Source organism: Microbispora sp. NPDC088329 (assembly GCF_040685655.1).
Classification (GTDB): domain Bacteria; phylum Actinomycetota; class Actinomycetes; order Streptosporangiales; family Streptosporangiaceae; genus Microbispora.
The window spans coordinates 1-25,132 of record NZ_JBFBIP010000017.1 but is presented as its reverse complement, the minus strand read 5'-3'; the positions used below and the strand labels follow the sequence as shown (position 1 = coordinate 25,132).

Genomic DNA, 25,132 nt, shown 5'->3' with positions numbered 1-25,132 from the left:
CATGACTCGCCGACCCATCACGCGCGTTGGCCTGCAGTTCAGTGGCTACTCGTTCGCGGGCGTCCCGGATCAGAAGCTTTTCGAGCATGTCGTGGACGCCGCGCGCGCGGCCGAGAACGCCGGCTTCGACAGCCTGTGGACCATGGATCACCTCCACCAGATCGCATCGGTGGGCAGCCAGGACGAGCCCATCCTGGAGGCCTACACCACCATCGCCGCGTTGGCGGCCGTCACCTCGGCCGCACGTCTCGGCGTGCTCGTCACCGCCTGCGGATTCCGCAATCCGGCGCTTCTGGCCAAGATGGTTACCACTATCGACATCATCAGCGGTGGCCGGGCGATTCTCGGGATCGGTGCCGGTTGGCACGAGGAGGAGTACCGAGCGTATGGCCTGAGTTTCCCGCCTCCGCGGCAGCGATTGGCCGAGCTCGACGAGGCGGTGCGGATCTGCCGTGCGATGTTCACCGAGTATGCGCCGAAGTTCTCGGGGACCTACCACAGCATCGACGAGCCGCTGAACATGCCCCGTCCGATCAATCCCGACGGTCCGCCCATTCTCATCGGCGGAGGTGGCGAGCGGGTGCTGATCCCCCTCATCGCCAGGCTCGGGGACGCCTGTAATTTCTTCGGCGGACCGGCGACCGTACGCCACAAGATCGAGGTACTCGAACGGGCATGCGCGGCCGTGGGCCGTGACAGCGGCGAGATCACGAGGACGTGGCTGGGCCATGCGATCATCACCGAATCCGAGTGGGAACTCCAGGACTCGCTGGATCGGCTCGGAACGCTGCTGAATCTGCCGCCGAACGCGGCTCGCGGCTTCGCCCTTTGCGGCACCAGGAAAGAGGTCCGGCGCCAGGTGGCGGAATACCGCAAGTCCGGGGTGGACGGATTCATCCTCGCCGTCCTCGACCCCACCGATCTCGCGCATCTGCACAGCGTCGGCACGACCTTACGGGAGGCGATGGATGACTGATCGGGCGTGCGCACCGGAGGTCGAGTTCGACCTCGACGGCACCCCGGCCGAGGTCGTGCGGGCGGTATGGGCAGACGCTCTCGGCGTGGCGACGATCGAGCCGGACGTCGGCTTCTTCGACCTCGGCGCGACGTCGGCGATGATACTCGGCGTGGTTCGCGTCCTTCGCCGGCGCTGGCCCAATCTCAAGGTCGTGGACGTCTTCTCTCACCCGACCGTCGCGCAGCTCGCGGCACTCCTCGACGATGAGTGAGGTGAACACCGGACGTGGTCCGTCACTCCAGCGCGACGCGGATCGTCTCCGCGAGTTCCAGCCACGCTTCACCTTCGAGCAGGTGATCACCCCCGGCTATCTCATGGAAGCTCGTCGGGCCCGTCGTCACCCGGTGCCAGCCGTCGACCTGGGCTCTGCCGAGCACCTCGTCGCCCGCGCCGTACACCACGGTGAGCGGTACCTCGAGGGGATCGCCAGGCTCGTACGCGTAGCGCGACATCAGCTCGATGTCCGCGGCGATGATGGGGAGCAGCAACTCGACGAGGTCGGGCTCCTCCCGGAATTCCGCCGGCACGTACGTCATGAGGTCCTGGTCCACCGCGATGCCGGCCTCGGCGAAGTCCCGCGGTGGCCGCTGCGACGCGACAACGAGGCGGGTGACGTCGATGCCGCGGCCGGGATCGGCCAGAGCCTTCGCCAGCTCGAAGGCGAGCACCGCTCCGGAGCACTGGCCGAACAGCGCCACGCGCGACACGCCCAGGTCGGCCAGCTCGGCGACGGTCTCGGCGACGACGTGGGACATCGTGTCCGCGGGCGGCTCCGTCCGGCGGCTCTCGCGCCCCGCGAGCCGCAGGCCGTACACCGTGGCCACGTCGCCCAGCAGTGGGCCCCACGAGCGGAAGGGAGCCGCCCCGGCGCCGGCCCATGGAATGCACACGAGCGCCGGGCCGTCGCTCGCCGGCTCATTCCATGGAATGAGCGACTTTCCCGGCCTTGCCGTCACGGAATTCGATTGATTCATAGTGTGGATACTATGCCGCCGAGAGTCCGGTGTACATCACGAGAACGCCTGGACAGTGTTTTCGATAATAACGGCAGACCGATCGGAGGAATTCGTCATGTTCAAGCCCACCATTGAGGTCATCGTCTCTCAGCCGCGATTCCGGCAACCGCCGGACCTGACCTTCGAGGGTATCCTCAAGCGGTTCCCGGGATTAGCGGAAGCGCACGCGGTGTGCCGTACGGGGTCGACCGCGGCCGGCTGGGGGAACGTCTTCAGCGATTTCGACCTGTACGCGTTCTCGGATCAGCCGCTCGAGCTTCCCGTGGACGAGACCATGGAGAAGTGGCCGGGGTCGGACAAGAGCGGGATACGCTGGGACAACTGGATGGGCGAGTACGAGAAGTCGCGCGTCGATCTGACAATCTGGCCGACCGACGCCCTCGCCACCATAATCGCGCCCTACCTCGAGTCCGAGGTCGAATTCTGCGGCATGAGCGACGTGCTGCTGGACTTCGTCTACCGGTTCTCCATCGGCATTCCCCTGAAGAATGAGAGTTACTTCCGGGAGATGCGCGAGATGCTCCACAGGTCGTCGTTCCGCCGCGCACTCGCTCGGTCCATCAAGGTGTGGTCGGAAAATGCGCTTACCGATGTGGCGGGCCAGCTGGACGCCGGCGACGACGCGTCCGCACGCATTGCCGCAGGGCTCGCGGCGGCCAGAGCCGTGGATGCGTGCCTCGTTCTGTTCGGGGAGTTCTGCCGACGCGACAAATGGGTGATGCGCCGCCTGGCGAACACGCCGCAATGCGGGATCGGTGTCGATGAGTATCGATCGGTGGTGCTGAACGGCACCCGCCCCGGAGAGTCCGACGGGGACTACGCGCGGCGCGTGGCGCGCTGGGCGCAGGGGCACCTGGTCCGGCTCGAAGGCGAGTTCCTGGCGACCTCCTGACCTCACGAAGCCGCAGAACCGGACCGGGCGCAGGACGAGGAGGGCCGAATTGGATACCGCAGGACATGTCACCAGGGTCGTCGCGCGGGCGCGCGGACGCCGCCGGGGAGCGTCCGGCGCCGGCCGGGCCATCCTCGCTGAGACGGCCGGCGTTTGCGCGGTCACGATCGAGGTCCGCCGGTGAGCGGGACCGTTCGGCCGACCCGCCTCCGGGCTCTGCTGCACGGCCCGGAGGACCGTCGCCAGCGACTGTTGACGCAGGCGACGATCGTGAACACCGTCGGCATGGGGATGTTCATGTCCGTCGGCACGATCTTCCTCATCAGATTCGCCGGGCTGGATCCGGCCGAGGTGGGTGTGGGGCTCACGGTCGGATCGCTGGCCGGCCTCGGGGCGGGCGTACTGATCGGTGACCTGGCCGACCGCCGTGGCGCACGCGAGGTCGTCATCGCCGCCCTGGTGCTGGAAGCGGTGGGGAGCGCCGGCCTGTTGCTGGTACACAACCTGTGGTCCCTGATCGCCGTGTCCGCTGTCGCCGCCGTCGGCAGCGGGGGAACGAGCAGCGCCCGCGGCGCGATGATCGGTGTGCTCGCCGAAGCGGGCAAGGGCGCACGGTTGCGTTCGTACCTGCGTGCCGTGACGAATGTGGGACTGGCGATCGGCACCCTCACCGCCGCCGTCGGACTGCACATCGACACCCGTCCGGCCTACATCCTCCTCATCGTCACCGACGCGGTCACGTTCGTGCTGGCCGCCGCCATCCTCTCCCGGCTGCCGCATCTGCCGCCGACGCGCGTCAAGAGCACCGGCTCCACCGGGAAGGAACGCAGGTGGATCGCCGTGCGCGACCGCCATTACCTGAGCCTGACGGTCGCGGCGTCGGTGGCGAGCCTGCAGTACTGGGTCCTGATCCAAGCGCTCCCGGTGTGGATCGTGCTGAAGACGGACGCACCGCATTCCATGGCGGCGCTGGCGCTTTTCCTCGGTTCGGTCATCGTCGCGGCGCTCCAGGTCCCGGCGACGCGGTCGATCGACGGCCCGCGATCGGCCGCGCGGCTGGTCGCGCTGTCCGGCCCGCTCTTCCTGATCGCGTGGATCATGATGGCGATGTCGGCCGGCCCGTCCGCGTGGATCGCCGTCGTGCTGCTGCTTCTCGGGGTGCTCGTGCACTCGCTCGCCGAGGTGTGGCAGGCGGGTGGCTCCTTCGAGTTGTCCTTCGCCCTCGCCCGTCCCGAGGCGCAAGGGCAGTACCAGGGCGTTATGGGCATGGGGCACAGCCTGGTCGCCGCGGTGGCGCCGGCCATCGTCATCACGCTGTGCATCGACGGAGGAACCTACGGCTGGATAGTGCTGGCCGTGGTGGTCGCCGTGGCCGGCTTCGCCTGTGCGCTGATCGAAAGAAACTGGGGCCGCTCACGGCATCCGGTGCCCGGCAGCCCGGAGATGCAGACCTGAACGTACGACCGGGCGGTGCGGCGGTGCGATCGACCGGTCTCCGGGGCGCTGCGCATCGTCGCGCGGAACGGCGAAAGGAACATGGTGATGTCACACGTTGCAGCCAGTGAGCTCGTACCGAGACTCACGGCGATCTGGGAGGCCGAGCTGGGTGTCGCCGTGGCTCCCGACGACGACTTCTTCGACCTCGGCGGCGACTCGCTGCTCGCGCTCGCGGTCGCTCGTCAGGCGACCGCTGCGGGGATGCCGATGCAGGCGGGAGCGGTGTTGCGCCATCCGACGGTGGCGGCGCTCGCCGAAGCGGTGCGAAAGGGAACGGCGTGACCGGAGGACGCCCGCAGACGGTGCACGGGGTGTTCGCCGACGTCGCCCGCTCGATGCCCGGGGCGGTCGCCGTCGAGGACGACCGGGATCGCATGACCTACGCGGAGCTGGATCGGAGAGCGACAGCGCTGGCGGAGGTCATCGTCGCTCGAGGATGCCGCGGTGGGTTCGTGGGCGTCCTGCTCGACCGGTCGGCGCAGACCATCGTCGCCCTTCTCGCCGTCCTGAAGGCCGGCGCGGCCTACGTGCCACTCGATCCGGCATACCCACGGCCCCGGCTCCTGGAGATGGTCGAGCGATGCGGCGCCGCACTGGTGCTGACGACCGTCGCCGTCCATGAGGCCGTCGGCGACGTGGGTGCGAAGGCGATCCTCTTGGACGAGGTGCCGCGGCTCCCGGCGGCCGTCCCGTCCTCCGAGCCCCCGCGCGGGCCTTCGGACCCGGCGTACGCCATGTTCACGTCGGGTACGACCGGCCGGCCGAAGGCCGTCGTGATCTCCCATCACAACGTGGTCAATCTGGCGACCCGCGCCGACTATGTGGATCTGAGCCCGGCCCGGACGTTGCTGCAGTTCGCCCCGATCTCCTTCGACGCTTCGACGTTCGAGATCTGGGGTGCGCTCCTCAACGGCGCCAGGTTGGTGGTCGCCCCCGGGGGGTTGCTCGGCAGTGATCAGCTCGGTGCGACGCTCGTACGCCACCGGGTCGACTCGATGTGGCTGACCTCCGCGCTCTTCCACCAGATCGTGGACACGGATCTGGCGGCGCTCGGACCGGTGACGCAATTGCTGGCAGGCGGCGATGTGCTGTCCGCCGATCACGTGCGGCGGGCGCTGGCGGCGGTGCCGGGACGCGTGGTGGTGAACGGTTACGGTCCGACGGAGACCACCACCTTCGCCTGCTGCCATCGCATGTCGGCGGTGGAGGAGGTCGGTCATCCGGTGCCGATCGGTCGTGCGATCCCCGGGGTCCGGGTGTGGATCATGACGGAGGAGGGCGCGCCGGTGCCCGCCGGGGAGATGGGAGAGCTGTGGATCGCGGGTGAGGGCGTGTCGCTCGGCTATCTGCAGGACCCGGACGAGAACAGGCGCAAGTTCGTCCCCGAGCCGGGGAATCCCGGATCCCGCGCCTACCGGTCCGGCGACCTGGTGCGGTCGCGCAGCGACGGGGTGCTGGAGTTCCTCGGGCGGATCGACGACCAGATCAAGGTGCGCGGGCACCGCATCGAGCCCGCCGAGGTGGAAGCCGCCCTGGTCGCGCAGCCCACCGTACGCCGGGCCGTGGTCACCGCCCACGAGATCCGGCCGGGGGACAAGCGTCTCGTGGCCTACCTGGTCCTTGCGCCCGGCGCCGAACTCCGCGTTCCGGAACTCCGGCGTGCGTTGTCCGCGACGTTGCCGTCCTATCTGATACCGGCACGGTACGTGGTGCTGGACGATCTGCCGGTCACGAGGAACGGCAAGATCGACCGGCGCGCACTGCCGGCGCCGGAATGGACGCCCGCCCGCGCCGGATGAGCGGTGGCGCGCGTGCCGGTCCGCGCACGCCCTCCCGGCCTCTCACCCGACGGAAGAAAGGCGCACCGACATGGCAGGTTCTCCCCCTCCTCACCCGGAACAGCCGCGGACGCGGGATGATGGCGCGAAGGAGCGTGTGAGCCGGTTGTCGCGCGGGATCGGGCCGGCGGCCTACCGGAACGGTGACCGGATCGAGCACATCGTCCGTCATCATGAACGGCTGACGCCGGACGCCGTCGCGGTGCGGCAGGGGAGCCGCGCACTCTCGTATCGGGAACTGGTCGCCATGGCGGACAGGGTGGCGGGCGGCCTGGCCGAGCGGCGCATCGGGCCCGGCGACATCGTGCCGGTGTGCTTGCCTCGCTCGCCGGAATTCGTGGGCGTTCTGCTGGGCGTACTGACCACCGGCGCGGCCTACCTGGCCATGGATCCCGGTTGGCCGGTCGCCCGGCGCGAGTACATCCTCGCCGGCAGCGGCGCCACGTTGTCGGTCACCTCCGAGGGGCGGGCGGACCCTGTGGCCGGTGTCCGGCGGTTGACGGTCGCCGAGCTGACGGCGGGTGGCGGCGTCACGCCGCCACCCGGGCTGAGCGGTACGGACGCCGCCTGTGTCTTCTACACCTCCGGATCGACCGGACAACCCAAGGGAGTCGTGTCGCCTCATCGCGGCACGGTGCGGGTGCTGGTGGGCAACGACGACGTTCCCCTTGACGCCGGCACCGTCTTTCTCCAGGCAGCGCCGCTGCCGTGGGATGGAGCGTCGCTCGAACTGTGGGCCCCGTTGCTCAACGGCGGCTGCAGTGTGCTGCTCGACGCGGAGGCGCCGGTGCTCGACGTGGCGGCCTTGCGAGAGGCCGTGGACGGAGGCGTGAACAGTCTCTGGCTCACCAGCTCGTTGTTCAACGTGTTCGTCGACGAGGCGATCGAGCTGTTCGGCACCGTACGGGTGGTGCTCATCGGCGGCGAGCGGGTCTCGGTGACCCATGTGCGGCGACTTCTCGACCGGTTCCCGGAGCTGCCCGTGGTCAACGGATACGGACCTGTGGAAAGCACCATCTTCGCCACGACGCATGCCATCCGCCGATCGGACGTCGAACCGCCGTCCCTTGACATCCCCATCGGGCGCCCGGTGCCCGGCACCGGTGTAGTCATCGTGGACGACGCGTTGCGGCCGCTTCCTCCCGGGCATCCGGGGGAGCTGCTCATCTCCGGTGACGGGCTCGCACATGGGTACCTGGGAGATCCCGATCAGACCTCGCGTGCTTTCGTCGAGGTCGACGGTGTCCGGCATTATCGGACGGGTGACCTGACGGTCCTCGACGATGGCGTCCTGCGCTACCGCGGGCGCATCGATCGGCAGGTGAAGGTGAACGGTGTCCGTATCGAGCCGGGCGAGGTGGAGGCGACCCTCGAGAACCACCCGGGAGTACGGGCCTGCTCGGTCGTCAGGGTGGAGAACGACGGCCGTCCCCTGCTGGTGGCGCTGTTCGAAAGCGCCGACGAGGTGCCGCCCACGGCGGAAACACTCCGGGCGTTCGCCGCGGAACGCCTTCTTCCGGCCATGATTCCGGCGGTTCTGCACCGGGTCGATCGTCTCCCACTCGGGGTGACCGGCAAGGTGGACACGGCGCGGGTCACGGCCATGGCGGAGCGTGTCGTCGAGGACAGAACCCCTGAGACCGACTCCGGCGTCGGCGCGGCCGTGGAATCCGCCGTACCGGACGTCCCCTTTCTCTCGGTGGCCCGATCCCTGCTGGGTGTCCCGGATCTCCGGCTCGACGACGACCTCTTCGCCGCGGGAGCCACCTCGCTCGACGTGGTCCGCCTGGCGTCACGGTCCGCCGCGTTGCTGCCGTCCCCGGTCGGCCTGACGGACGTCTACCGGACGCCGACCGTCCGGGGTCTGCTCGACACGGCCCGCGTGCGAGCAGGACGACAGCCGGCCGTCGCTGAGAACTCCTCGGCGGCCGATGCGCCGCTGTCGCACGCGCAGACCCGTTTCTGGCTGTCCGAGCAGTTCTGCCCGGGCGCCGCCGACAACATGATCGTTCTCGCGTACGTCGTCACCGGCAGATTGGAGCCGCAGATCCTGGAGACGGCGTTCCGCGACGTCATCGAGCACCACGCGATACTCCGGACGGTATACACGCAGCCGCGACCGAAGGTGGTGCGGCAGACGGTCGTGACGTCGCCGTTTCGCATCGAGACGGTCCCGGCTCCCGCCGGAGCGGAAAGCGACGTCGAGGCCGCGGCGCGGCTGCTGACGGCGGACTGGTGGCGGACGCCTTTCGACCTGGAGCGCGAGGCACCCCTCCGTGTCCGGGTGAGCCGGCTCGACGAGGAGCGGTACCTGCTGGGGCTGCACCTGCACCACATCGCCTTCGACGGCTGGTCGGAACGGATCCTGATGGCCGATCTCGCGACCGCCTACCGGGCCAGGACGACCGGTGCGGTCCCAGTCCTGCCGGACACACCGGCATACGCCGCGTACAGCCGGGCGGAGCCGGGCGACGCCGGGAGCGGTGTGGAGGCGGAGCTGCGTCACTGGCGGCGCGTCCTGGAGCCGCCGGTCGCCCCGGCCTTCGCGCCACCGCACTCGAATTCGCCCGAAGGACCGCGATGCGAGATCACCCGGATGCTGCCGGGGTCCCTGGTCGGCGAACTGCAGACCATCGCATCCGGGCTGGGATCGCCGTCCGCCGCGCTCCTGTCCGCGGCGGTGGCGCAGGCGGAGGCGCGCACGTTCGGCGTCGCGGAGGTATGCGTCGGCACCCTGGCGCCGTCGCGGCCGGATCCGCGCTTCGACAACGTCGTCGGCTGCTTCGTCAACCCTCTCCCTCTGGTGTTTCGCGCGGCGGGGAACCCGGGACGGCGTCTGCTACCGGCCGAGGCGGCCGAGCAGCTCCGCGCCGCCATGAGCCACAGCGGGATCCCTTTCGACGCGCTGGTTCGCGCGCTCGGACCGGCCCGGGGCAGACATCCCTGGTTCCAGACCTGGGCAGTGGTGCAGCACGAGCCGCCCCGCGGCGAGCTGAGTCCGCACGTCCGATACCGGCCGGTCCGCGTGACTCCTCCGTCGACCGCGATGGAGCTTCTCGTGGAGGCCGTCCCGCAGGGCGATGGCAGCTGGGAGCTGGTGGCCTCCTGCCGTGCGGATGGAATCGGGGCGGCCACGTTGCGGGATCTGGTGGAGAGGCTGACCGAGGCGCTCGAGCGGTATGCCCACGACGGCGTCATCGAGGAGCCGCCCATCACCGCTTGAGGCGGACCGAGCGGAACCGGACTATACAGTGATCGTCCCGAAGGTGCGCCTCGAGCGCCGTAGAGGTCCGACCGGGAACCTCGCCGAGATGCGAACCGCCCCCCGCCTGGGCAAGTACGATCGATCCGTGACCGAAATGACCGAAACGACGCCAGGCTGGCTCGCTCCCGACGAGATCGAGTCGATGCGGGGCCGGATGCCGATCCTGTACGTGGACGCCGTGCCCGTGCGCGTGGACGACACGGGCACTGTCACCCGCGTCGGCCTGCTGCTGCGGATAGGCGCCGACGGCACCGTGAGCCGGGCGCTGGTGTCCGGGCGGGTGTACTACCACGAGCGCATCCGCGACGCGCTTCTGCGCCATCTGGAGAAGGATCTCGGACCGGTGGCGCTGCCGAGCGTGCCGGTCTCGCCGACGCCGTTCACGGTGGCGGAGTACTTTCCCACCCCGGGGGTCACGCCGTTCCACGACCCCCGCCAGCACGCGGTCTCCCTGGCGTACATCGTCCCGGTGCGCGGTGACTGCCGGCCCCGGCAGGACGCGCTGGACCTGGAGTGGTTCACGCCCGAGGAGGCGGCCGCCCCGGTCGTCCAGCAGGAGATGACCGGCGGTCAGGGCGTGCTGCTGAAGCAGGCGCTCGCCTACGTCGGCCGCCTGACCTGATGGGGGTCACTCCTCCGCGGCGGCAGGGCCGAGCGCCCGCGCCAGCCGGTCAAGCCAGTCGCGGGCGGTCCCGGTGACGTGTGGATACTCGGCGCGGAACTCGTCCCAGTCCACCTCGTCGAGAGAACGGATCGTTTCCGGACCGAACTCACCGGCCTCGCGCTCCCCGAGCGCGTCGCGCAGAACCCCGTGAAGAAGGTCGCGGGGAAGCGCCACGCGCTCGGCGAGCAGGACGGCGTCGTAGAGGTCCTTGCCCTGCGGGTGTCCGTCGGAGACCAGCCAGAGCACTTTCCACGCCAGCGACAGCTCCGGGGTGGCGGCGAGTATCGGCGTGGAGTCACCCCCGCCGGGGCGGGGGATCAGGGCGACTTCCGGCGGAACGGGCAGGCGCTCGTTGAAGGTGAAGTCGAGCTGGACGGTTCCCGGCGGAAGGTCGCCGGCCCGCCAGGTGAACACGAGCCGCCGTCCGGGGACACGGTCGTACGTCCAGATCTCGTCCGTCGCGATGTCGCCCGGGTCGAAGGTCACCGTGCCGTCGGCAGGTCCGGCCACAGTGGCGGCGATGACGCCCTTGAACATCATGACGGTGAGCGGGCTGTCCATGTTCACGGTGGGCGGGACGACGACCCAGTCGAGGTCGCCCGGCTCACGCGCCTCCTCGCCGACCCAGGCCTCGAGCAGCAGACTTCCGCGCAGCACGAGGTTCTCGTGCCACGGGGACTCGGCGACTACCCGGACCACATGATCGATCGCCCGGCGGCGAGCCCGCCGCCACCGGCGCCCGGCCTCCGGGTCGTCGAAGACCGGCTCGCCGGCCCGGAACGCACGGTAGAACTGCTTCAGCGCCGGGTCGAAGATCGGCGGCTGGCGAATGCCCGGCCTGTCCGTGACGGGCAGGTAGGTCGTGGGGAACAACGGTGTGCCGCGCGGCGGCACCGTGATCCCCTCGGGGAGAGTCACTCCCTTGAACCGATCCCAGCTTGACGTCATCGCTCCTCGATCCAGCCGTGGTCGATACCCGGGTTGTCGTCGTGGACGACATACTCTCGCTCGGCTTCGAGTACGACGTAGCCGTGCTTTCCGAGATCGGACAGCAGCGCCTCGAAGCGGCGGCCGGCCGTGGCCAGCCCGACACCCCGGCATCGCTGCGTGACGAAACGCTCGTGTGAACCGTCGTCGCGCTGCCGGCGGGCGTTCCGCGACACGTGCGCGCCGTGGACGACGGCGAGATCGGTGAGTGGCGCCAGGTCTGCGCGGACGGCGACCTTGACGTGGTGTTCGAAGTAGAGGCCGGGCATCGCCGCGGCGGCCTCGGCGGTCTGAGGGACGTCCTCGTTCCAGGGGGCCGCCTCGATCTTGACCCGGACCACGCGGAACCCCTCGCCCCGCAGTCGCTCGGTGTGGGCGGAGGCGGTCGTCCTCTGCGCGCCGAGCGTGCCCTCGCCCCGGACGGTGAGCATCGGCTGGGAACGGGCCGTCCCGCGTGCGAGCACGATGTGCGTGAACTTCATGCCGTTCTCCCGCGCCCAGGCGCCGAGCGACCCGGCGTCGTCCGCGGCCACCGTCAGGTGGATGTCGAAGACGCCCCTGAACTCCGGGCCGCTCACCGGCGGGTGCCGTTTCCCGGCGAGCTCGCCGGCACCCCGGCCCAGCCGGGCAGCGGTTCCACCCGGCGCAGCCAGTCCTGCGGCAGCCCGCCGAGCCCGGCCCGGCCGCCCAGGATGCCGCCGACGATCGCGCAGGTGGTGTCGACGTCGCCGCCCGCCGTCGCCGTCGTCCAGATCGCCCGCTCGACGTCGCCGAGATGCCGGGCCGCGGCCCACAACGTGAACGGCACGGTGTCGTGCGCCGTCACCTTCCGGCCGTTGCCCAGGGCGTCGGCGGCGAGCAGGGGATCGGTGATCGTGAGCAGCCGCCGGGCTGCGCCGATCCCGCTCCGCAGGCGGCCGGGCGGCGTGTGCTCCAGGACGGCGTCGAGGAAACGGCCGGGAGACAGGTCCGCTTCGCCCGCCGCCACGGCGGCGGCCACGGCCACGGCGACCGCACCCGCCACGGCCTCGGAATGGGTGTGCGTGACCCGGGCGGACAGTTCGGCCTGCCGTGCGGCGCGGACCGGATCCCCGGCGAACCAGGCGCCCAGCGGGGCGACGCGCATGGCAGCGCCGTTCCCCCACGAGCCGTTCCCGTCGAAGAGCCCGGACGCGAGTGCCCGCCAGTCGCCTCCCTGCCGGACGAGCCGCAGCATGCGGCCGGTGGCCGGGCCGTAGCCGCGGTCGAAGTCGTGGCGGGCGGCGAACGAGGCCGCCAGCGCGTCCTGGTCGACCGTGCCCCGGTCGGCCAGGAGGCGGTAGATCGAGCAGGCCATCTCCGTGTCGTCGGTCCACTGCCACGACCCGGGTGGCAGGGTTCGGGTGGCGAGCGCCTCGCGGTTGGCGGGCACGAAGAACTGGGAACCGAGCGCGTCGCCCAATGCCAGGCCGTACAGGGACGCGGTCGCGCGAATGAGGGGATCGGACGTCATCGCCGCCCAGTCTGGCACGTGCGTGCGCTACGCGGATGATCGTTGGTGCTCGTGATCGGGCGCCGGCCGTGCATCGACAGGAGGTGGCGGGTCAGGGCGACCGCGGTGAGCAGGGCGGCGAGCGCGCACACGCCCCGCCAGCCGGCCGCGTTCCAGACGCGTATCCCGATCCAGGACCCCGCGCTGCCGCCGAGGTAGGCGCAGGTCATGTAGGCGGTGTTGAGCCTGCCGCGGGCGTCGGGACGCAGGGCGTAGACCCGGGCCTGGTTGGCGACCATGCCGCACTGCATCGCGACGTCGAGCAGCAGCGTGCCGATGGTCAGCGCGGCCAGGCCCGCCGTGCCGCCGAGCGACCCGGCGGCGAGGACCGCCGCCGAGAGGAGGACCCCGAGCATGCAGACGAGGTTCACCGGATCCGGTCCCACGCGGTCCACGAGACGGCCGGCGACGGGAGTGCACAGCATGCTCGCCGCGCCGACCAGGGCGAGCACTCCGACGGCCTGGGCGCCCAGCCCGTACGCCGGGCCGGTGAGCAGGAGCGCGAGGCAGGTCCAGACGGCCGAGAACCCGGCGAAGACGGCCGCCTGGTAGAGGCAGGAGCGGCGCAGTTCGGGCTCGGCGCGCAGCAGGCGCAGCGGTTCGGCCAGGAGCGCGGGGTAGCGCCGGTTGGTGGATGCGGCCGTGACCGGCACCGTGACGGCCAGGCCCGCCGCGAGGAGCAGCGCCAGGGCCGCGGCCACCAGGTATGGAGCCCGCCAGCCCAGCCACTCGCCGAGGGTGCCGCTGAAGGTGCGGGCCAGCAGCATACCGCCGGTCGATCCGCTCAGCAGCGTGCCGATCACCGCTCCCCGGCGGTCGGCCGCCACCAGACCGGCCGCCAGCGGCCCGACGACCTGCGCGGCCACGGTGGTGAGGCCGACCAGGGCGGCGGCGACGACGAGCGGCGGCAGGGCCGGCGCGCAGCCCGCCGCGAGCAGGCCCAGCCCGGTCAGAGCGAGCAGGGTCACCAGGAACGGCCGGTGCGGGAAGCGGTCGCCGAGCGGCACCAGCAGGACGATCCCGGCCGTGTACCCGGCCTGGGTGGCGGTCACCACCAGGGCGCCCGCGCCGGGGGACAGGTGCAGCCCGGTGGCGACCAGCGGCCCGATCGCCTGCGGGAAGTAGACGTTGCCCACCGCCACCGCGCAGGTGAGGGTCAAAATCACGAGGATACGGCGGCTCATGCTTCGGCCACCGGCCCGTCGGCGGCATCGCGGACGCGGCGCTTGCCGGTCGTGCCGCTCACGACGACGAATACGTGGGTCATGGACCGAAGTCCACGCCCCGGGCATCCCGCCGCCAAACGATGTAGCTTGGGGCTTAATGATCAGCTTTGTGCTCGGCGTCGAGGATCTCGCGGACACGAGGTTCGCTCTCTCGCCCCTGACCGAGACGGTGCTCAGTCTGCGGGTGCTGCGCGACCCGGGCCTGTCCGCCGTGCATCTCCCATGGCGCAGATCCGTTGTCGGCGAACTCGGCACGCTCGACACGGACCTGCTGATGTCCCTGGTGGCGGAGAGGTTCACCGTTCCCGACTTCCTGACCCCGAGACCCGAGACCTTCGCCCCGGAGTTCGAGGAGGAGCTGGCGGCGGTCCGCCGGACCCCACCCGACCTGGTCCGCCGCGACCTGGCGGCCACGCACGCGCCGGGTCCGCTCCCCGGGCCGCTGCGCGACGGCGCCGCCACCGACGACGCGCCGGTCGTACGGCTCCGGGACGCCGTCTGCGACCTCCTGGAACGCTACTGGGAGATCGCGGTCAGGCCGTTGTGGCCGCAGATGCGGCTGGTGCTGGAGGCCGACATGACCTACCGGGCGCGACAGCTGGCCGTGGGAGGCGCCCGCCTGCTGTTCGCGGGCATGCATCCGAACCTGCGCTGGGACGACGGCGTGCTGCACGTCGACAAGATGATCGGCGGCTTCCGCGTCGCGGCGGCCGGCCGGGGACTGCTGCTCGTGCCGTCCGTGTTCGCGCACAAGCCCGCACCCCCGGTCGTCCCGGAGGAGCCTCCTGCGCTGGTCTACCCCAGCCGTGGCGTGGCGACGCTCTGGGCCCCGGCGCCCGTCGCGGACGGGACCGCTCTCGTGGCGCTTCTCGGCGCGCCGAGGGTTCGGCTGCTCGGTCTCCTCGGCGAGCCGCTGCCCACCGTCGAGATCGCCCGCCGGCTCAGGGTCACCCCGAGCGCCGTGTCCCAGCACCTGCGGGTGCTGTACGCCACAGGCCTGGTCACCCGGGCCCGCGACGGCCGGCAGGTCCTGTACCGCCGCAGTTCCCTGGGCGACCGGCTGGCCGGGGCAGCGTCCGCATGAGCGGTCGTTCAGCGGCGTGAGGTCAGCACCTGCGAGAGGACCTCGTGCACGTAGGTGTTGGGGTGCTTGCCGGTGAAGAGGGTGGAGAGGGGCCCCTCCGCCGTGACCGGCACATCCACGCCGGTGTGGCCGGTCGTGGTCCAGTCCATGACGAACGTGAGCTTGCTGCCGTGGACCGGGAACGGGCCGTCCTCGGTCGACAGGTCGCTGCCGCTCTCGTCGCTGTCGGAGGTGTCCTCCACGGTGAGGCCGCCGCAGTCGTGGTCACCCGTGACGACGAGAAGCGTGTCGGGGTGCGCGGCCACGTACGCCCTGGCGACCTGGACGGCCTTCTCCAGCGATCGCATGGCCTGGAGCATGCGGGTGCCGTTGTTCTCGTGCGCGAACTCGTCGATGCCCTCCTCCTCGACGAAGAGGAAGAAGCCCTTCTTGTTCGTCCCGAGGATGTCGAGGGCCTTCTTGGTCATGGTGGCCAGGTCCACGGCCGGAGAGTAGACGTCGCCCTGGCCTTCGGGCCTCTGCTGGAACATCTCCTCGTTGCCGAACAGGCCCAGCAGCTTCCCCCGCTTGGCCTTCGCGAGCTCCTTGGCGGTGGAGACGTACTGGTAGCCGGCGCTCTTGGCCTGGTCGATCAGGTTGCCCTTGGTGCCCTTGCTGGCCTCGCTCGGATCCTCGGCGGGCTTGTCCGGCCACGCGCCGGGCGTGCCCGCCGGGAGCCACCAGTCCTCGCCGCCGCCGAGGATGACATCCGGCTTGCTGACCGCCAGGTACTGCCGCGCGATCTCGTCCTGGGCCGAGCGGTCGGCGGTCTGGGAGAACCACGCGGCAGGGCTGGCGTCGGTCACCTGAGCCGTGGTGACGAGACCGGTGGACTTGCCCGCCGCCTTGGCCTGCCGGCCCAGGATCGGCAGCGGCTTGCGGTTGACGTCCACGCTGATGGCGCCGTTGTAGGTCTTGGTCCCCGTCGCCCAGGCGGTGGCCGCCGCGGCGGAGTCGGTGATCGCTGTCGCGGGGTCGTGCGGACTGGTGCTCAACTGCCCGGAAACCGGAAGCCTGTCCATGGTGAGCTGTCCGTCGAGACCGGTCAGGTACAGCCGCGCGGCTTCACGGTGAGCCGCGGACATGCCGTCACCGTTGATGAAGATCACGCTGCGCGCTCGGCCGGCGCCGTGGCCGGCAGCGGCGGCGTTCGCGGACAGGACAGGAGTGAGGACCGCGCCGACGACCGCTGTCGTGGCCACAGCCGTCGTCGGCACAAGCAGCCGCAGCAGGCGCTTGCGGGGGATATTCATCAAAACTCCCATGTAGGTATCTGTTGGCAGGACGGGGATATTACGGGCAGAAGGCCACGACGAGATGAACACGGCTTGGCAGGATCTTTAACCACGCCGGACCACGCGTCTCCCGGGGCTCTGCCGCCCGCCCGACCGTACGGGAGGGTGATGACGGCGGCGGCCGATCGACGCGAATTTGCCGTTCACATGAATTGATGACGAACATGCCCGGCGGATCATGACGTCTGTTCACGTGGCATAAACCCGGCATTGTCGTGATGCACACCGTGCCGCGTCCTTAGCGTGGCTAACTTTCTCGCTGCCGCACCCGAACCCACGAGCGGGTGCCGGTCGCCGAGGAAGGACACGGATGCGAAGAAGCGACATGGACAGGAGCCCGGCGGTCCGGGCTCGCGGAATCACGAAGTCCTTCGGCGATGTGGTCGCACTCGACGGCGTCGACCTCGATGTGGCGTACGGGCAGGTCCACGGCCTGGTCGGCCCGAACGGCGCGGGCAAGACGACGCTCCTCGGCCTGCTGCTGGGCTTGGCGGTCGCGGACGGCGGCCGCCTCGAGATCCTGGGTACGCCGGTCGGGCGGGCGCTGGCCGTTCCCGCCGGTGTCGCGGGCTTCGTGGACGGACCCGGGCTTTATCCCTCGCTCACCGCGCGCCAGAACCTCTCGGCCCTGGCCTCACTCGGCCGGTATGACACCGGTGGCGCCGCCGGCGTCGACGACGCCCTGGAGCAGGTCGGGCTCACCGGCGTCGCCGACGACCGCGTCCGGGGCTTCTCGCTCGGCATGCGCCAGCGGCTGGGGCTGGCCGCCGCGCTGCTCACCAGGCCGCGACTGCTGGTCCTCGACGAGCCGGCCAACGGCCTTGACCCCGCGGGTAAGCACCACGTGCACCGCGTCATCACCGAACTCACCGCGGACGGGACCGCGGTGGTCCTGTCCAGCCACCGGATGGACGACCTCGCCGCGCTGTGCTCCGAGGTGACCATCCTCGCCACCGGGCGGCTCGTCTTCTCCGGTCCGGTGAGCGAGCTCGCCGCCGAGAGCGGCGAACTCGACTACCGGCTGCTCACCTCCGACCCGGCGGCCGCCCATCGGCTGGCGTCGAAAACGCCCGGGCTGCGCGTCGTGCCCGGTCGCGACCCCGCTCGACGACCGGATGCCGACGTGCTCGTGGTCCGCGGGCCCGTGCCGTCGATCGACGATCTGGTCGTGCGGCTGGTGCGCGCCGGCGTGGCACTCCGGGAGCTGACGCCCGTGGTGACGCCGCTCGAGGCCGCGTTCCTCGCCCTGACCGGGACCGGCACCGTGCCCGCCCGGACCGGCCGGCAGGCCGGCCAGGAGGAGCAGGCCGGCCAGGAGGAGCAGGCCGGCCAGGAGGAGCAGATGGACCAGGAGGACCCGCGATGACCGTGACCGTCACCCGGCCCTCGATGGCCACCAGGCCGGCGCCCGTGCTGCCCGGTTACCGGTTCGAGCTGGTCAAGCTGCTCTCCCAGTGGCGCATCCGCCTGCTGCTGCTCGCCTGCTGGATCGCCCCGGCGGCCTTCGTGGCCGCGGTGAGCCTGCAGAGCTCGCTGCCCGCCGACACGGTCTTCGGCCGCTGGATGAACGCGACCGGCTGGGCGGGCGCGCTGGTCGTACTGGACTTCTCGTGCAGCTGGGCGCTCCCGCTGCTGACGGCGTTGGTCGCCGGCGACGTCTTCGCGGCCGAGGACCGGCTGGGCACCTGGCGCCACCTCCTCGTGGCGGTGCGTTCACCGAGGCGGATCTTCGTGGCGAAGGGCCTCGCCAGCCTCACCGTGCTCCTGCTGCTGGTGGCCGGGCTGGCCGCGTCGGGGATCATCGGCGGCCTGGCCGCGGTCGGCGACCGGCCGCTCGCCGGCCTGGACGGCCATCTCCTCGCCCCGGCGGACGCCGCCGCCACGGTCCTGCTCGCGTGGGCCTGCGCGCTGGCGCCGACGCTGGCGTTCGCCGCCGTCGGGCTCCTCGGCTCGGTGGCCCTCGGCCGCTCGCCGATGGGGCTGCTGATGCCCGCGCTGCTCGCCCTGGTGCTGCAGCTCGCCCAGCTGCTCCCGCTGCCGGTGGCGGTGCGGACGGCCCTGCCGAACGGCGCCTTCCTCGCCTGGCGCGGGCTCTTCACCAGCCCGGCGCAGGTGGGCCCCCTCCTCATCGGTCTCGCGGTGAGCCTGGTGTGGGCGGTCACCGCGACCGCGCTGGCCTACCGGCTGTTCCTGCGCCGCGACTTCACCGACCTGGCGTACGACGGGTCGGGCCGGCGGGCCGTCGTGGCGGCGATCCTGCCGCTGGCCGCACTGGTCGTCCTCACCGTGGGCGTGATCGCCGTCGCGACCCCGGCCACGGGCTCGGGCATCGAGAAGGGGAAGCTGCAGGACTCGCTCGCCACGGCGTACGCCCATCTCTATCGGCTGCAGATGCGGGAGCTCCATCGCCCCGACGTCACCGAGGCGCAGCTGGGGGCGTCCGCGTCCTGCGACAAGGGCGGCTCCCGGGTCCCCGACCGGGGACCGGGCAACGACTGGCGGTGTGTCGTGTCCTGGCACCTGCCCGGCGCGAGCGCTGTGGGCTCCGCCGTCTACCAGCTCGACGTCACCGCGGACGGGCGGTACGTCGCCGACGGAGACGGCCCCAAGGAGGTGAACGGCTACTTCCAGGTGCGCACCCCGGCCGGGGACGCACCCAACCCCCTGTGGCAGTTCGACGGGAACGTCGACCTGCTCGCACGCACCACGAAGGAATGATTCATGCACGTCACGCGCCAGCGCGTCGCCAAGGTCCCTCGCGGGCTCCTCACCGGACGCACCGGCCGGCGGACCCGCCTCCTCGCGGCCGCCACCGCCGCTCTCGTCGTCACCGGCGGCGGCATCGCCTACGCGTCCACCGACGGATTCGGCACCCAGCAGGTCGGCCAGACCACCGGCAAGGGCCTGGTCGTCTCCGCGGACCAGTACATCGACCCCATCGGCGAGCGCCTCGTCATCGACAACGGCAAGATCATGTCGTCCTCGGTCAGCCCGGACGCCACCCACCTCGCGGCCTCGATCACCGACGGCGGCATGGCGCTCGTCATCGTCGACCTGAAGAACCGGCGGGTGCAGCAGCTCGTCGGCAACAACGCGGCGGCGAACCTTCGCATCAGCGGCAACGACGTGGGCCAGGAGGGCCCGACGTACTCGCCGGACGGTTCCCAGCTGTGGCTGGGCCGGGCCGACGGCTACACCAGGTTCACCGTGAACCCCGACGGCACCCTCGCCGACCCGACGAACATCACCATCGCCGCACAGGGTTCGAAGCGCGCGCTGGTGGGCGAGGCGGTGTTCTCGCCCGACGGCTCCACCGTGTACTCCGCCGTCAACGGCCAGAACCGGGTGGTCGCCATCGACGCGGCGACCGGGGCCGTCCGGCAGAGCTGGGCCGTGGGCAACGCCCCCCGTGACCTGGTCATCGTCGGGACCAAGCTCTACGTGAGCAACGAGGGCGGGCGTCCGGCGAAGCCCGGCGAGACCACGATCAACTCCTACGGCACCCAGGTGCCGGCCGACCCGGAAACCGGCGCCACCACCACCGGCACGGTCAGCGTCATCGACGTGGCGAACCCGGCCGCCGCCGTCGCGAGCATCGACGTCGGCCTGCACCCGACCGCCCTGTACGCCAAGAACGGGGCGCTGTTCGTCACCAACACCGCCACCAACGACGTGTCGGTCATCGACACCTCCAGTGACAAGGTCGTCCAGACCATCGCCACCCAGCCGTGGCCGGAGGCCTCGGTGGGCTACGAGCCCGACGCGATGACGCTCACCGACGACGGCCACCTGCTGGTGACGCTCGGCCGTGCCAACGCGGTCGCCGTCTACCGGTACACGAGCCCGCAGGAGCCGGTCAGCTATGTCGGCCTGCTCCCGACGGACTACTTCCCCGCGGAGATCACCACCGTCGGCGGCGACGTGCTGGTCTCCAACACCCGCGGCGTCGACGCCCGCCGTCCCACCACCGCCGCCGGGCACGGCACCCACGACACCACGTCGAGCCTGCAGCGGTTCACGCTGCCGGACGACAGGGAGATCGCCAAGTACACGGCCAAAGTCTTCACGCAGAACGGCTGGGGCAAGAACGACGTCAAGCGGGCCGAGGGCGACAAGCAGAAGGCCGTGGCGGTCCCGAAGCGCCTCGGCGACGCCTCGACGATCAAGCACGTCTTCCTGATCGTCAAGGAGAACCGGACCTACGACCAGGTCTTCGGCGACATTCCGCAGGGCGACGGCGACCCGTCGCTGGCCCAGTACGGCGAGAACGTGACGCCGAACCAGCACGCCCTGGCACGTCAGTTCGGCCTGTACGACAACACCTACGACATCGGCACCAACTCGGCCGAGGGCCACAACTGGCTGATGCAGGCCGACAACCCGGAGTACACCGAGTCATCGGCCGGGGAGTACCTGCGCAGCTACGACACCGAGGACGACGCGCTCGGCCACCAGCGGACCGGTTTCCTGTGGACCGGCGCGCGGGCGGCGGGCAGGACCGTGCGGAACTTCGGCGAGTTCCACCAGTTCCTGACCAAGCCGTCCGGCGCGACCTGGCAGAACCTGTACTGCGACACCAGGAACATGCAGGCGACCGGCCAGAACACCGCCTACACCCTGAACTCGTCCTCACCGATCCCGTCGCTCGACGCCGTGTCGGTGCACGGCTTCCCGAAATTCGACACCAGTGTCCCGGACATCTACCGGTACGAGATCTGGAAGCGTGACTTCGAGGCCAACGGGCCGGCGAACCTGAACATGTTCTGGCTGTCCAGCGACCACACCGGCGGTCCGCCGAACGGGGCCGCCCAGGTCGCCGACAACGACCTGGCCGTCGGCAGGATCGTCGACACCATCTCGCACAGCGCGTACTGGAAGGATTCGGCGATCTTCGTCGTCGAGGACGACTCCCAGGCGGGCACCGACCACGTCGACGGCCACCGCGCCCCGATCCAGATCATCAGCCCCTGGGCCAGGCACGGTGTCGTGGACAGCCACTACTACACGCAGATCACCATGATCCGCACCATCGAGCAGATCCTCGGGATCCAGCCGATGAACCAGAAGGACAGCGCCGCCACCCCGATGGCCGCGGCCTTCACCAACAAGCCCGACTACACGCCGTTCACCGCCCTGCCGAACCGCACGTCGCTGACACTGGGCCTGTCGGGCTCCACCCTGCCGTCGTGCGGGGCGGACACCCCGGCGCCGCAGAACCCGGCCGCGGCGGCGGCGCCGTCGGCGAAGGTGCCCGCGGACAAGCAGGAGATCGCGAAGAAGTGGGGCGCCTGGAAGTCGCACCAGGCGTTCAACGGGCCCAGCGCCAGGGCCGACTCCGGGAACCCGGAGCAGATGAACCGCTTCTCGTGGTACGAGGCGCACGACTACAAGAAGCCCTACCCGGGTGACGGCGGGATCTACGCGCCGGACCAGGTGCCGGGCGCCTACATCCCGTCGCCGGACAACGACGGCTGACGCGGCCCGATCAGAAGGAAGGGCCCCTGGCCGGCGTCACCGCCGGCCCGGGGCCCTTCCCGTCCCCGCACGGGGCGGGAGGCCGGCCGGGGCGGCGTCCGCGTGAGCCGGGTCAGCGCCGCGCCCGCGCGTCGCTGCCCGTCTTGGCCCGGAGGAGTTCGGCGAACAGGTTCTCCCACAGCGGCATGACGTTCTCCGGCGCGTACTCCCTGGCGGTCGCCGCGGCGGCCGCGCCCATGCGCAGCCGCAGGCCGCGGTCGGCGATGAGCCGGTTGAGGGCCGCGGCGAGGGCGTCGACGTCCTCACAGGGCACCAGCAGACCGTCGGCGCCGTCGGTGAGCACGTCGCGGGGGCCGGTCGGGCAGTCGAAGGCCACGATCGGCAGCGCGTGGGTCATCGCCTCGATCATGACCATGGGCAGGCCCTCGAAGCGGCTGCTCAGCGCGTAGACGGAGGCCCGGGTGAGTTCGTCGTCGAGGCGGTCGGTCCGGCCCATCAGCGTCACGTGCGCGGACAGGCCGTGCTCGCCGATCAGCCTGCGCAGGGCGGCCTTCTTCGGGCCGGTGCCGAAGACCCGCAGGCGCCACTCCGGATGGTCCTTCACCACCTGGGCGAACGCGGGGAGCAGCAGGTCGAAGCCCTTCTGCCTGACCAGGCGGCCCGCGGCGACCACGATGGGGTGCTCCTGCCGGGACGGCTCCTGGTTCACCGAGTGCACCGCGTTGGGGATCCGCACGATCCTCGTCCCGGGCAGCGCGCGCTCGTATTCGCTCCGGTCGCCGGCCGTCAGCACGGCGACCGCGTCGAACGCGCCGTAGTGCCGGACGATCTCCTCGCGCAGCGTCTGCGGATAGGTGCCGAGGTTCATGTGCTCCTGCGCCACCCGTACGACGTTCGTGGAGCCGCGGCGCGCGGAGATCAGGTTCAGCGCCGGCCGCGTGGTGATGAGGATCCCGTCGTCCACCGAGGCGACGTAGTCGATGACGGCCTTCTCGACCCGCTCGGTGAAGTAGCCGGCGGCGAACTCGCCGTACGGCACGATCTTGCCGCGCAGCCGCCGCCACACGCGGCGGCCGAGGGAGTCGGCCAGCACGCCGGCCCGCTGGTCCACGAGCGTGGTGAGGGCGACGGCGGGATGCAACCGGAACTGCGGCTCCTCACGGCGGCGTACCACGCTGACGATCTCCACGTCGTGGCCGAGCGCGGCCATCGCGTTCGCCTGGTTGACCACGGTGCGGATCGTGCCGCCCATGCCGTAGGCGTGCAGGAGCATGTAGCGGATCCTCATCGGCCCTCCTCCCGGGGGAGGTAGCCCCAGCTGCGGCACATGGGTTTGAGCAGGTCGGGTATCTCGTCCGCCCCGGGCAGGTCGCGCCCCGGCTGCACCGTGCCCGACCGGATCTTGTCGCTCCAGTCGCCCAGGCCCTTCTGCACCACCTTCTGCTCGCCGTACGCCAGCATCGCGGGCTCCCACTCCACTCCGAGGAAGTCGCAGATGGCGCGGGTCGTCTTCTCGGGCTCGGCGGTCAGGTCCTCGTAGCGCACGGTCAGGCCGGTGAGCGCCTTCCTGGCCCGCTGCACCGCCTTCATGTAGCGCAGAGCGTCGGCGGCGGCCTCCTCCCTGGTCCGCTTGACGGGGTCGGCCTCATACCAGGAGGCGGCGATGGAGGCGGGGTGACGCAGCAGGAAGACGTACCGGGCGTCGGGCCAGCAGGCGGCGATCCGGGCGTACGCGAAGGCGTTGGCGGGGGTCTTGTCCACGATGGTCCGCTTGCCGCTGCGTACCAGTTCGCGGTGGAGCACCCGGTCCCACAGCATGTGCTCCAGGTCGGCCTGGTTGTGGCCGAGCGCCTCCATCGCCTTGCGGGCCAGCGGCGTGCCGAACCCGACGGTCAGCCGCCTGACGTGCAGCTCATGCGGGGCGTGCAGGTCGGGGTGGGCGTTCAGGATCGACCGCAGCAGGGTGGAGCCCGACCGCACCGGGGACATGACGAACACCGGAGCGACCAGAAGGCGATCGGCGCGAGGGTCGGCGGGAGGACGCACCAGTTCCTCCGGCGCCGGAGCCGGGGCGGGACCCGCGGGCGAGGACTGGGCGGCGGGCCGGACACGGGTGAGCTGGACTCCCGTGAACTTGACGAGTGCGCCGTTGATCCTCCGCTGCCATGTCATGGCCCGCGACGTTACCGGGGCTTCCGGGGAATTCCCTGAGAATCCACCCCCTGCTCACCTGTGACTCCCTCGCGTGTCACCAGGCGGCTTGCCGCGGTCAGCCATCGGCGCGCCGTGTCGAGGTGGCCGTCGCCCAGCCCGTCGCGGGGATCGACGGCCACGACCAGGAACTCGCCGACCCCCGGATGGCCGTCCAGATACTCCAGATCGGCCGGCCCGAGATCGTCGTCGAACCAGACGAACGGCCGGCCACGGACGTACTCGGCGACGTGCCAGGTTTTGAGGTTCACCCCGGGCGGGCGGGAGGCGTCGCCGTCGATCGGGACGACGGGCAGCGGCGGCAGGCCGATCCTGGGGCCGATCTCCTCGTTGGCGCGCTCGCCCCAGGTCGTCGCCCAGATCAGCGTCGCGCCGGTCTCCCGGCGCAGCGCGGTCAGCTTGGCGCCGTGCCGGGGATCGAGCAGCAGGCGGAACCCCTCGCCCTCCACCACGCACTCGAAGCGGCGGAAGCGCGGCGAGGAGCGCCGTGCGGGGTTGAGCACCCCGTCGACGTCCAGCAGCAGAAGAGCGCCGTCCATCACATGGCCATCATCTCGCCGCGGGCGCCGCCTCTCCACTCCGTATGGTGTGCGGAAGCGAAGCGGACCCGGCCGGACATCGTCCGGCCGGGTCCGTTCGTGGTCGTCAGAGGGTGAGGATCAGGAACAGGTGAGGGTCGGGGTGGCCGCGCTGCCGTTGGCGGTGAAGCCGAAGGTGGTCGACGAGCCGGCCGCGACGGAGCCGTTGTAGGGGGCGTTGCGGACGGTCACGTTGGAACCGGACCCGCTCTGCGTGCCGTTCCACAGGCTGCTGATGCTCTGCCCGCCGGGCCAGCTCCAATTGACCGTCCAGCCGTTCAGTGACGAGCCGCCGGCGCGGACCGTGACCTCGGACTGGAATCCGCCGGGCCAGGAGTTGACCGTACGGATGGTCGCGCTGCACGCTCCGCTCGGATCCGGCGAGGTGCTCGGCGAGGTCCCGGGCGACGGGCTGACCGGGGGGTTCGGGCTCGGGCTGACCGGTGGGGTGGGGCTGGGCGAGGTGTTCGGGGTGGCGGCGTTGAGGGCGTTCAGCACCGAGGTGTAGGCGGCCTT

Annotated in this window: 22 protein-coding genes; 12 read left to right on the top strand and 10 right to left on the bottom strand. The window is 70.9% G+C overall.

Features of this window, described 5'->3' with window-relative positions; genetic code table 11:
- Position 1 precedes the first annotated feature (1 nt).
- Together AB0O28_RS27480 and AB0O28_RS27475 are read left to right on the top strand one after the other, a co-directional pair.
- Entirely contained in the window at positions 2–976 is a 975-nt protein-coding gene (locus AB0O28_RS27480) for a TIGR03560 family F420-dependent LLM class oxidoreductase (RefSeq protein WP_363644994.1), read from the top strand.
- Positions 969–1,229, top strand: a complete 261-nt coding sequence (locus AB0O28_RS27475; RefSeq protein WP_363644992.1) for an acyl carrier protein — start codon at positions 969–971, stop codon at positions 1,227–1,229. Before AB0O28_RS27480 ends, AB0O28_RS27475 begins: the two co-directional genes overlap by 8 nt.
- A gap of 22 nt (positions 1,230–1,251) precedes the next feature.
- Here AB0O28_RS27475 and AB0O28_RS27470 read toward each other — a convergent pair whose 3' ends face one another.
- Positions 1,252–1,908 (bottom strand): thioesterase domain-containing protein, encoded by a 657-nt coding sequence (locus tag AB0O28_RS27470; protein WP_363644990.1) that lies wholly within the window; start codon positions 1,906–1,908, stop codon positions 1,252–1,254.
- Between the two features lie 181 nt (positions 1,909–2,089).
- On the opposite strand from AB0O28_RS27470, the gene AB0O28_RS27465 reads away from it, so the two are divergent.
- From AB0O28_RS27465 to AB0O28_RS27440, 6 genes are all read left to right on the top strand, one after another.
- Complete coding sequence (locus AB0O28_RS27465; protein WP_363644988.1) at positions 2,090–2,926, top strand: hypothetical protein; 837 nt, start codon at positions 2,090–2,092, stop codon at positions 2,924–2,926.
- A 180-nt stretch (positions 2,927–3,106) separates the two neighbouring features.
- Positions 3,107–4,381 (top strand): MFS transporter, encoded by a 1,275-nt coding sequence (locus AB0O28_RS27460; protein ID WP_363644986.1) that lies wholly within the window; start codon positions 3,107–3,109, stop codon positions 4,379–4,381.
- Positions 4,382–4,468: 87 nt separating this feature from the next.
- Positions 4,469–4,705: a phosphopantetheine-binding protein gene (locus AB0O28_RS27455; protein ID WP_363644985.1), complete on the top strand. Its 237-nt coding sequence runs from the start codon at positions 4,469–4,471 to the stop codon at positions 4,703–4,705.
- Positions 4,702–6,222 (top strand): amino acid adenylation domain-containing protein, encoded by a 1,521-nt coding sequence (locus AB0O28_RS27450; protein ID WP_363644983.1) that lies wholly within the window; start codon positions 4,702–4,704, stop codon positions 6,220–6,222. Before AB0O28_RS27455 ends, AB0O28_RS27450 begins: the two co-directional genes overlap by 4 nt.
- Positions 6,223–6,358: 136 nt before the next feature.
- Positions 6,359–9,484 (top strand): amino acid adenylation domain-containing protein, encoded by a 3,126-nt coding sequence (locus tag AB0O28_RS27445; protein WP_363644981.1) that lies wholly within the window; start codon positions 6,359–6,361, stop codon positions 9,482–9,484.
- 136 nt (positions 9,485–9,620) lie between these two features.
- Complete coding sequence (locus AB0O28_RS27440) at positions 9,621–10,148, top strand: NUDIX hydrolase family protein (protein ID WP_363645288.1); 528 nt, start codon at positions 9,621–9,623, stop codon at positions 10,146–10,148.
- 6 nt (positions 10,149–10,154) lie between these two features.
- On the opposite strand, the gene AB0O28_RS27435 is transcribed toward AB0O28_RS27440, so the two are convergent.
- From AB0O28_RS27435 to AB0O28_RS27420, 4 genes are read right to left on the bottom strand one after another with little or no spacing between them, the layout of a single operon-like run.
- Positions 10,155–11,138 (bottom strand): nucleotidyl transferase AbiEii/AbiGii toxin family protein, encoded by a 984-nt coding sequence (locus AB0O28_RS27435; RefSeq protein ID WP_363644979.1) that lies wholly within the window; start codon positions 11,136–11,138, stop codon positions 10,155–10,157.
- Positions 11,135–11,755, bottom strand: a complete 621-nt coding sequence (locus AB0O28_RS27430; RefSeq protein WP_363644977.1) for a hypothetical protein — start codon at positions 11,753–11,755, stop codon at positions 11,135–11,137. The genes AB0O28_RS27435 and AB0O28_RS27430 overlap by 4 nt, the downstream gene beginning before the upstream one ends.
- Positions 11,752–12,669: an ADP-ribosylglycohydrolase family protein gene (locus AB0O28_RS27425; RefSeq protein WP_363644975.1), complete on the bottom strand. Its 918-nt coding sequence runs from the start codon at positions 12,667–12,669 to the stop codon at positions 11,752–11,754. Before AB0O28_RS27425 ends, AB0O28_RS27430 begins: the two co-directional genes overlap by 4 nt.
- Positions 12,666–13,892, bottom strand: coding sequence for an MFS transporter (locus AB0O28_RS27420; RefSeq protein ID WP_363644973.1), 1,227 nt, complete (start codon positions 13,890–13,892; stop codon positions 12,666–12,668). Before AB0O28_RS27420 ends, AB0O28_RS27425 begins: the two co-directional genes overlap by 4 nt.
- A gap of 139 nt (positions 13,893–14,031) precedes the next feature.
- On the opposite strand from AB0O28_RS27420, the gene AB0O28_RS27415 reads away from it, so the two are divergent.
- Positions 14,032–15,018 carry a helix-turn-helix domain-containing protein gene (locus AB0O28_RS27415; RefSeq protein ID WP_363644971.1) on the top strand — a complete coding sequence of 329 codons (987 nt, stop codon included), beginning with the start codon at positions 14,032–14,034 and terminating at the stop codon, positions 15,016–15,018.
- A gap of 8 nt (positions 15,019–15,026) precedes the next feature.
- Here the strand turns inward: AB0O28_RS27415 and AB0O28_RS27410 are convergent, their stop codons facing one another.
- Positions 15,027–16,310: an alkaline phosphatase gene (locus AB0O28_RS27410; RefSeq protein WP_363644969.1), complete on the bottom strand. Its 1,284-nt coding sequence runs from the start codon at positions 16,308–16,310 to the stop codon at positions 15,027–15,029.
- Positions 16,311–16,662: 352 nt separating this feature from the next.
- On the opposite strand from AB0O28_RS27410, the gene AB0O28_RS27405 reads away from it, so the two are divergent.
- Genes AB0O28_RS27405 through AB0O28_RS27395 form a run of 3 tightly spaced genes read left to right on the top strand, consistent with a single transcriptional unit; the run spans position 16,663 to position 21,827 of the window.
- Positions 16,663–17,718, top strand: a complete 1,056-nt coding sequence (locus AB0O28_RS27405) for an ABC transporter ATP-binding protein (RefSeq protein WP_363644967.1) — start codon at positions 16,663–16,665, stop codon at positions 17,716–17,718.
- Complete coding sequence (locus AB0O28_RS27400) at positions 17,715–19,070, top strand: ABC transporter permease (protein WP_363644965.1); 1,356 nt, start codon at positions 17,715–17,717, stop codon at positions 19,068–19,070. The genes AB0O28_RS27405 and AB0O28_RS27400 overlap by 4 nt, the downstream gene beginning before the upstream one ends.
- A gap of 3 nt (positions 19,071–19,073) precedes the next feature.
- Complete coding sequence (locus AB0O28_RS27395) at positions 19,074–21,827, top strand: alkaline phosphatase family protein (RefSeq protein ID WP_363644963.1); 2,754 nt, start codon at positions 19,074–19,076, stop codon at positions 21,825–21,827.
- Between the two features lie 112 nt (positions 21,828–21,939).
- On the opposite strand, the gene AB0O28_RS27390 is transcribed toward AB0O28_RS27395, so the two are convergent.
- The 4 genes from AB0O28_RS27390 to AB0O28_RS27375 form a co-directional block, all read right to left on the bottom strand.
- Positions 21,940–23,115 (bottom strand): glycosyltransferase family 4 protein, encoded by a 1,176-nt coding sequence (locus AB0O28_RS27390; RefSeq protein WP_363644961.1) that lies wholly within the window; start codon positions 23,113–23,115, stop codon positions 21,940–21,942.
- Positions 23,112–23,999 carry a sulfotransferase gene (locus AB0O28_RS27385; RefSeq protein ID WP_363644959.1) on the bottom strand — a complete coding sequence of 296 codons (888 nt, stop codon included), beginning with the start codon at positions 23,997–23,999 and terminating at the stop codon, positions 23,112–23,114. The genes AB0O28_RS27390 and AB0O28_RS27385 overlap by 4 nt, the downstream gene beginning before the upstream one ends.
- Before the next feature lie 11 nt (positions 24,000–24,010).
- The gene (locus AB0O28_RS27380; protein ID WP_363644957.1) at positions 24,011–24,577 is read right to left on the bottom strand and encodes an HAD domain-containing protein; all 567 of its coding nucleotides are present in this window, start codon (positions 24,575–24,577) and stop codon (positions 24,011–24,013) included.
- 120 nt (positions 24,578–24,697) lie between these two features.
- On the bottom strand, positions 24,698–25,132 hold a 435-nt coding region (locus AB0O28_RS27375), incomplete at its 5' end, for a cellulose binding domain-containing protein (protein ID WP_363644955.1).

Coding starts and splice junctions, on each gene's coding strand:
- AB0O28_RS27480 (WP_363644994.1), top strand. CDS start 2: ATGACTCGCCGACCCATCACGCGCGTTGGCCTGCAGTTCAGTGGCTAC.
- AB0O28_RS27475 (WP_363644992.1), top strand. CDS start 969: ATGACTGATCGGGCGTGCGCACCGGAGGTCGAGTTCGACCTCGACGGC.
- AB0O28_RS27465 (WP_363644988.1), top strand. CDS start 2,090: ATGTTCAAGCCCACCATTGAGGTCATCGTCTCTCAGCCGCGATTCCGG.
- AB0O28_RS27455 (WP_363644985.1), top strand. CDS start 4,469: ATGTCACACGTTGCAGCCAGTGAGCTCGTACCGAGACTCACGGCGATC.
- AB0O28_RS27440 (WP_363645288.1), top strand. CDS start 9,621: ATGACCGAAACGACGCCAGGCTGGCTCGCTCCCGACGAGATCGAGTCG.
- AB0O28_RS27435 (WP_363644979.1), bottom strand. CDS start 11,138: ATGACGTCAAGCTGGGATCGGTTCAAGGGAGTGACTCTCCCCGAGGGG.
- AB0O28_RS27425 (WP_363644975.1), bottom strand. CDS start 12,669: ATGACGTCCGATCCCCTCATTCGCGCGACCGCGTCCCTGTACGGCCTG.
- AB0O28_RS27420 (WP_363644973.1), bottom strand. CDS start 13,892: ATGAGCCGCCGTATCCTCGTGATTTTGACCCTCACCTGCGCGGTGGCG.
- AB0O28_RS27415 (WP_363644971.1), top strand. CDS start 14,032: ATGATCAGCTTTGTGCTCGGCGTCGAGGATCTCGCGGACACGAGGTTC.
- AB0O28_RS27410 (WP_363644969.1), bottom strand. CDS start 16,310: ATGAATATCCCCCGCAAGCGCCTGCTGCGGCTGCTTGTGCCGACGACG.
- AB0O28_RS27405 (WP_363644967.1), top strand. CDS start 16,663: ATGCGAAGAAGCGACATGGACAGGAGCCCGGCGGTCCGGGCTCGCGGA.
- AB0O28_RS27400 (WP_363644965.1), top strand. CDS start 17,715: ATGACCGTGACCGTCACCCGGCCCTCGATGGCCACCAGGCCGGCGCCC.
- AB0O28_RS27395 (WP_363644963.1), top strand. CDS start 19,074: ATGCACGTCACGCGCCAGCGCGTCGCCAAGGTCCCTCGCGGGCTCCTC.
- AB0O28_RS27390 (WP_363644961.1), bottom strand. CDS start 23,115: ATGAGGATCCGCTACATGCTCCTGCACGCCTACGGCATGGGCGGCACG.
- AB0O28_RS27385 (WP_363644959.1), bottom strand. CDS start 23,999: ATGACATGGCAGCGGAGGATCAACGGCGCACTCGTCAAGTTCACGGGA.
- AB0O28_RS27380 (WP_363644957.1), bottom strand. CDS start 24,577: ATGGACGGCGCTCTTCTGCTGCTGGACGTCGACGGGGTGCTCAACCCC.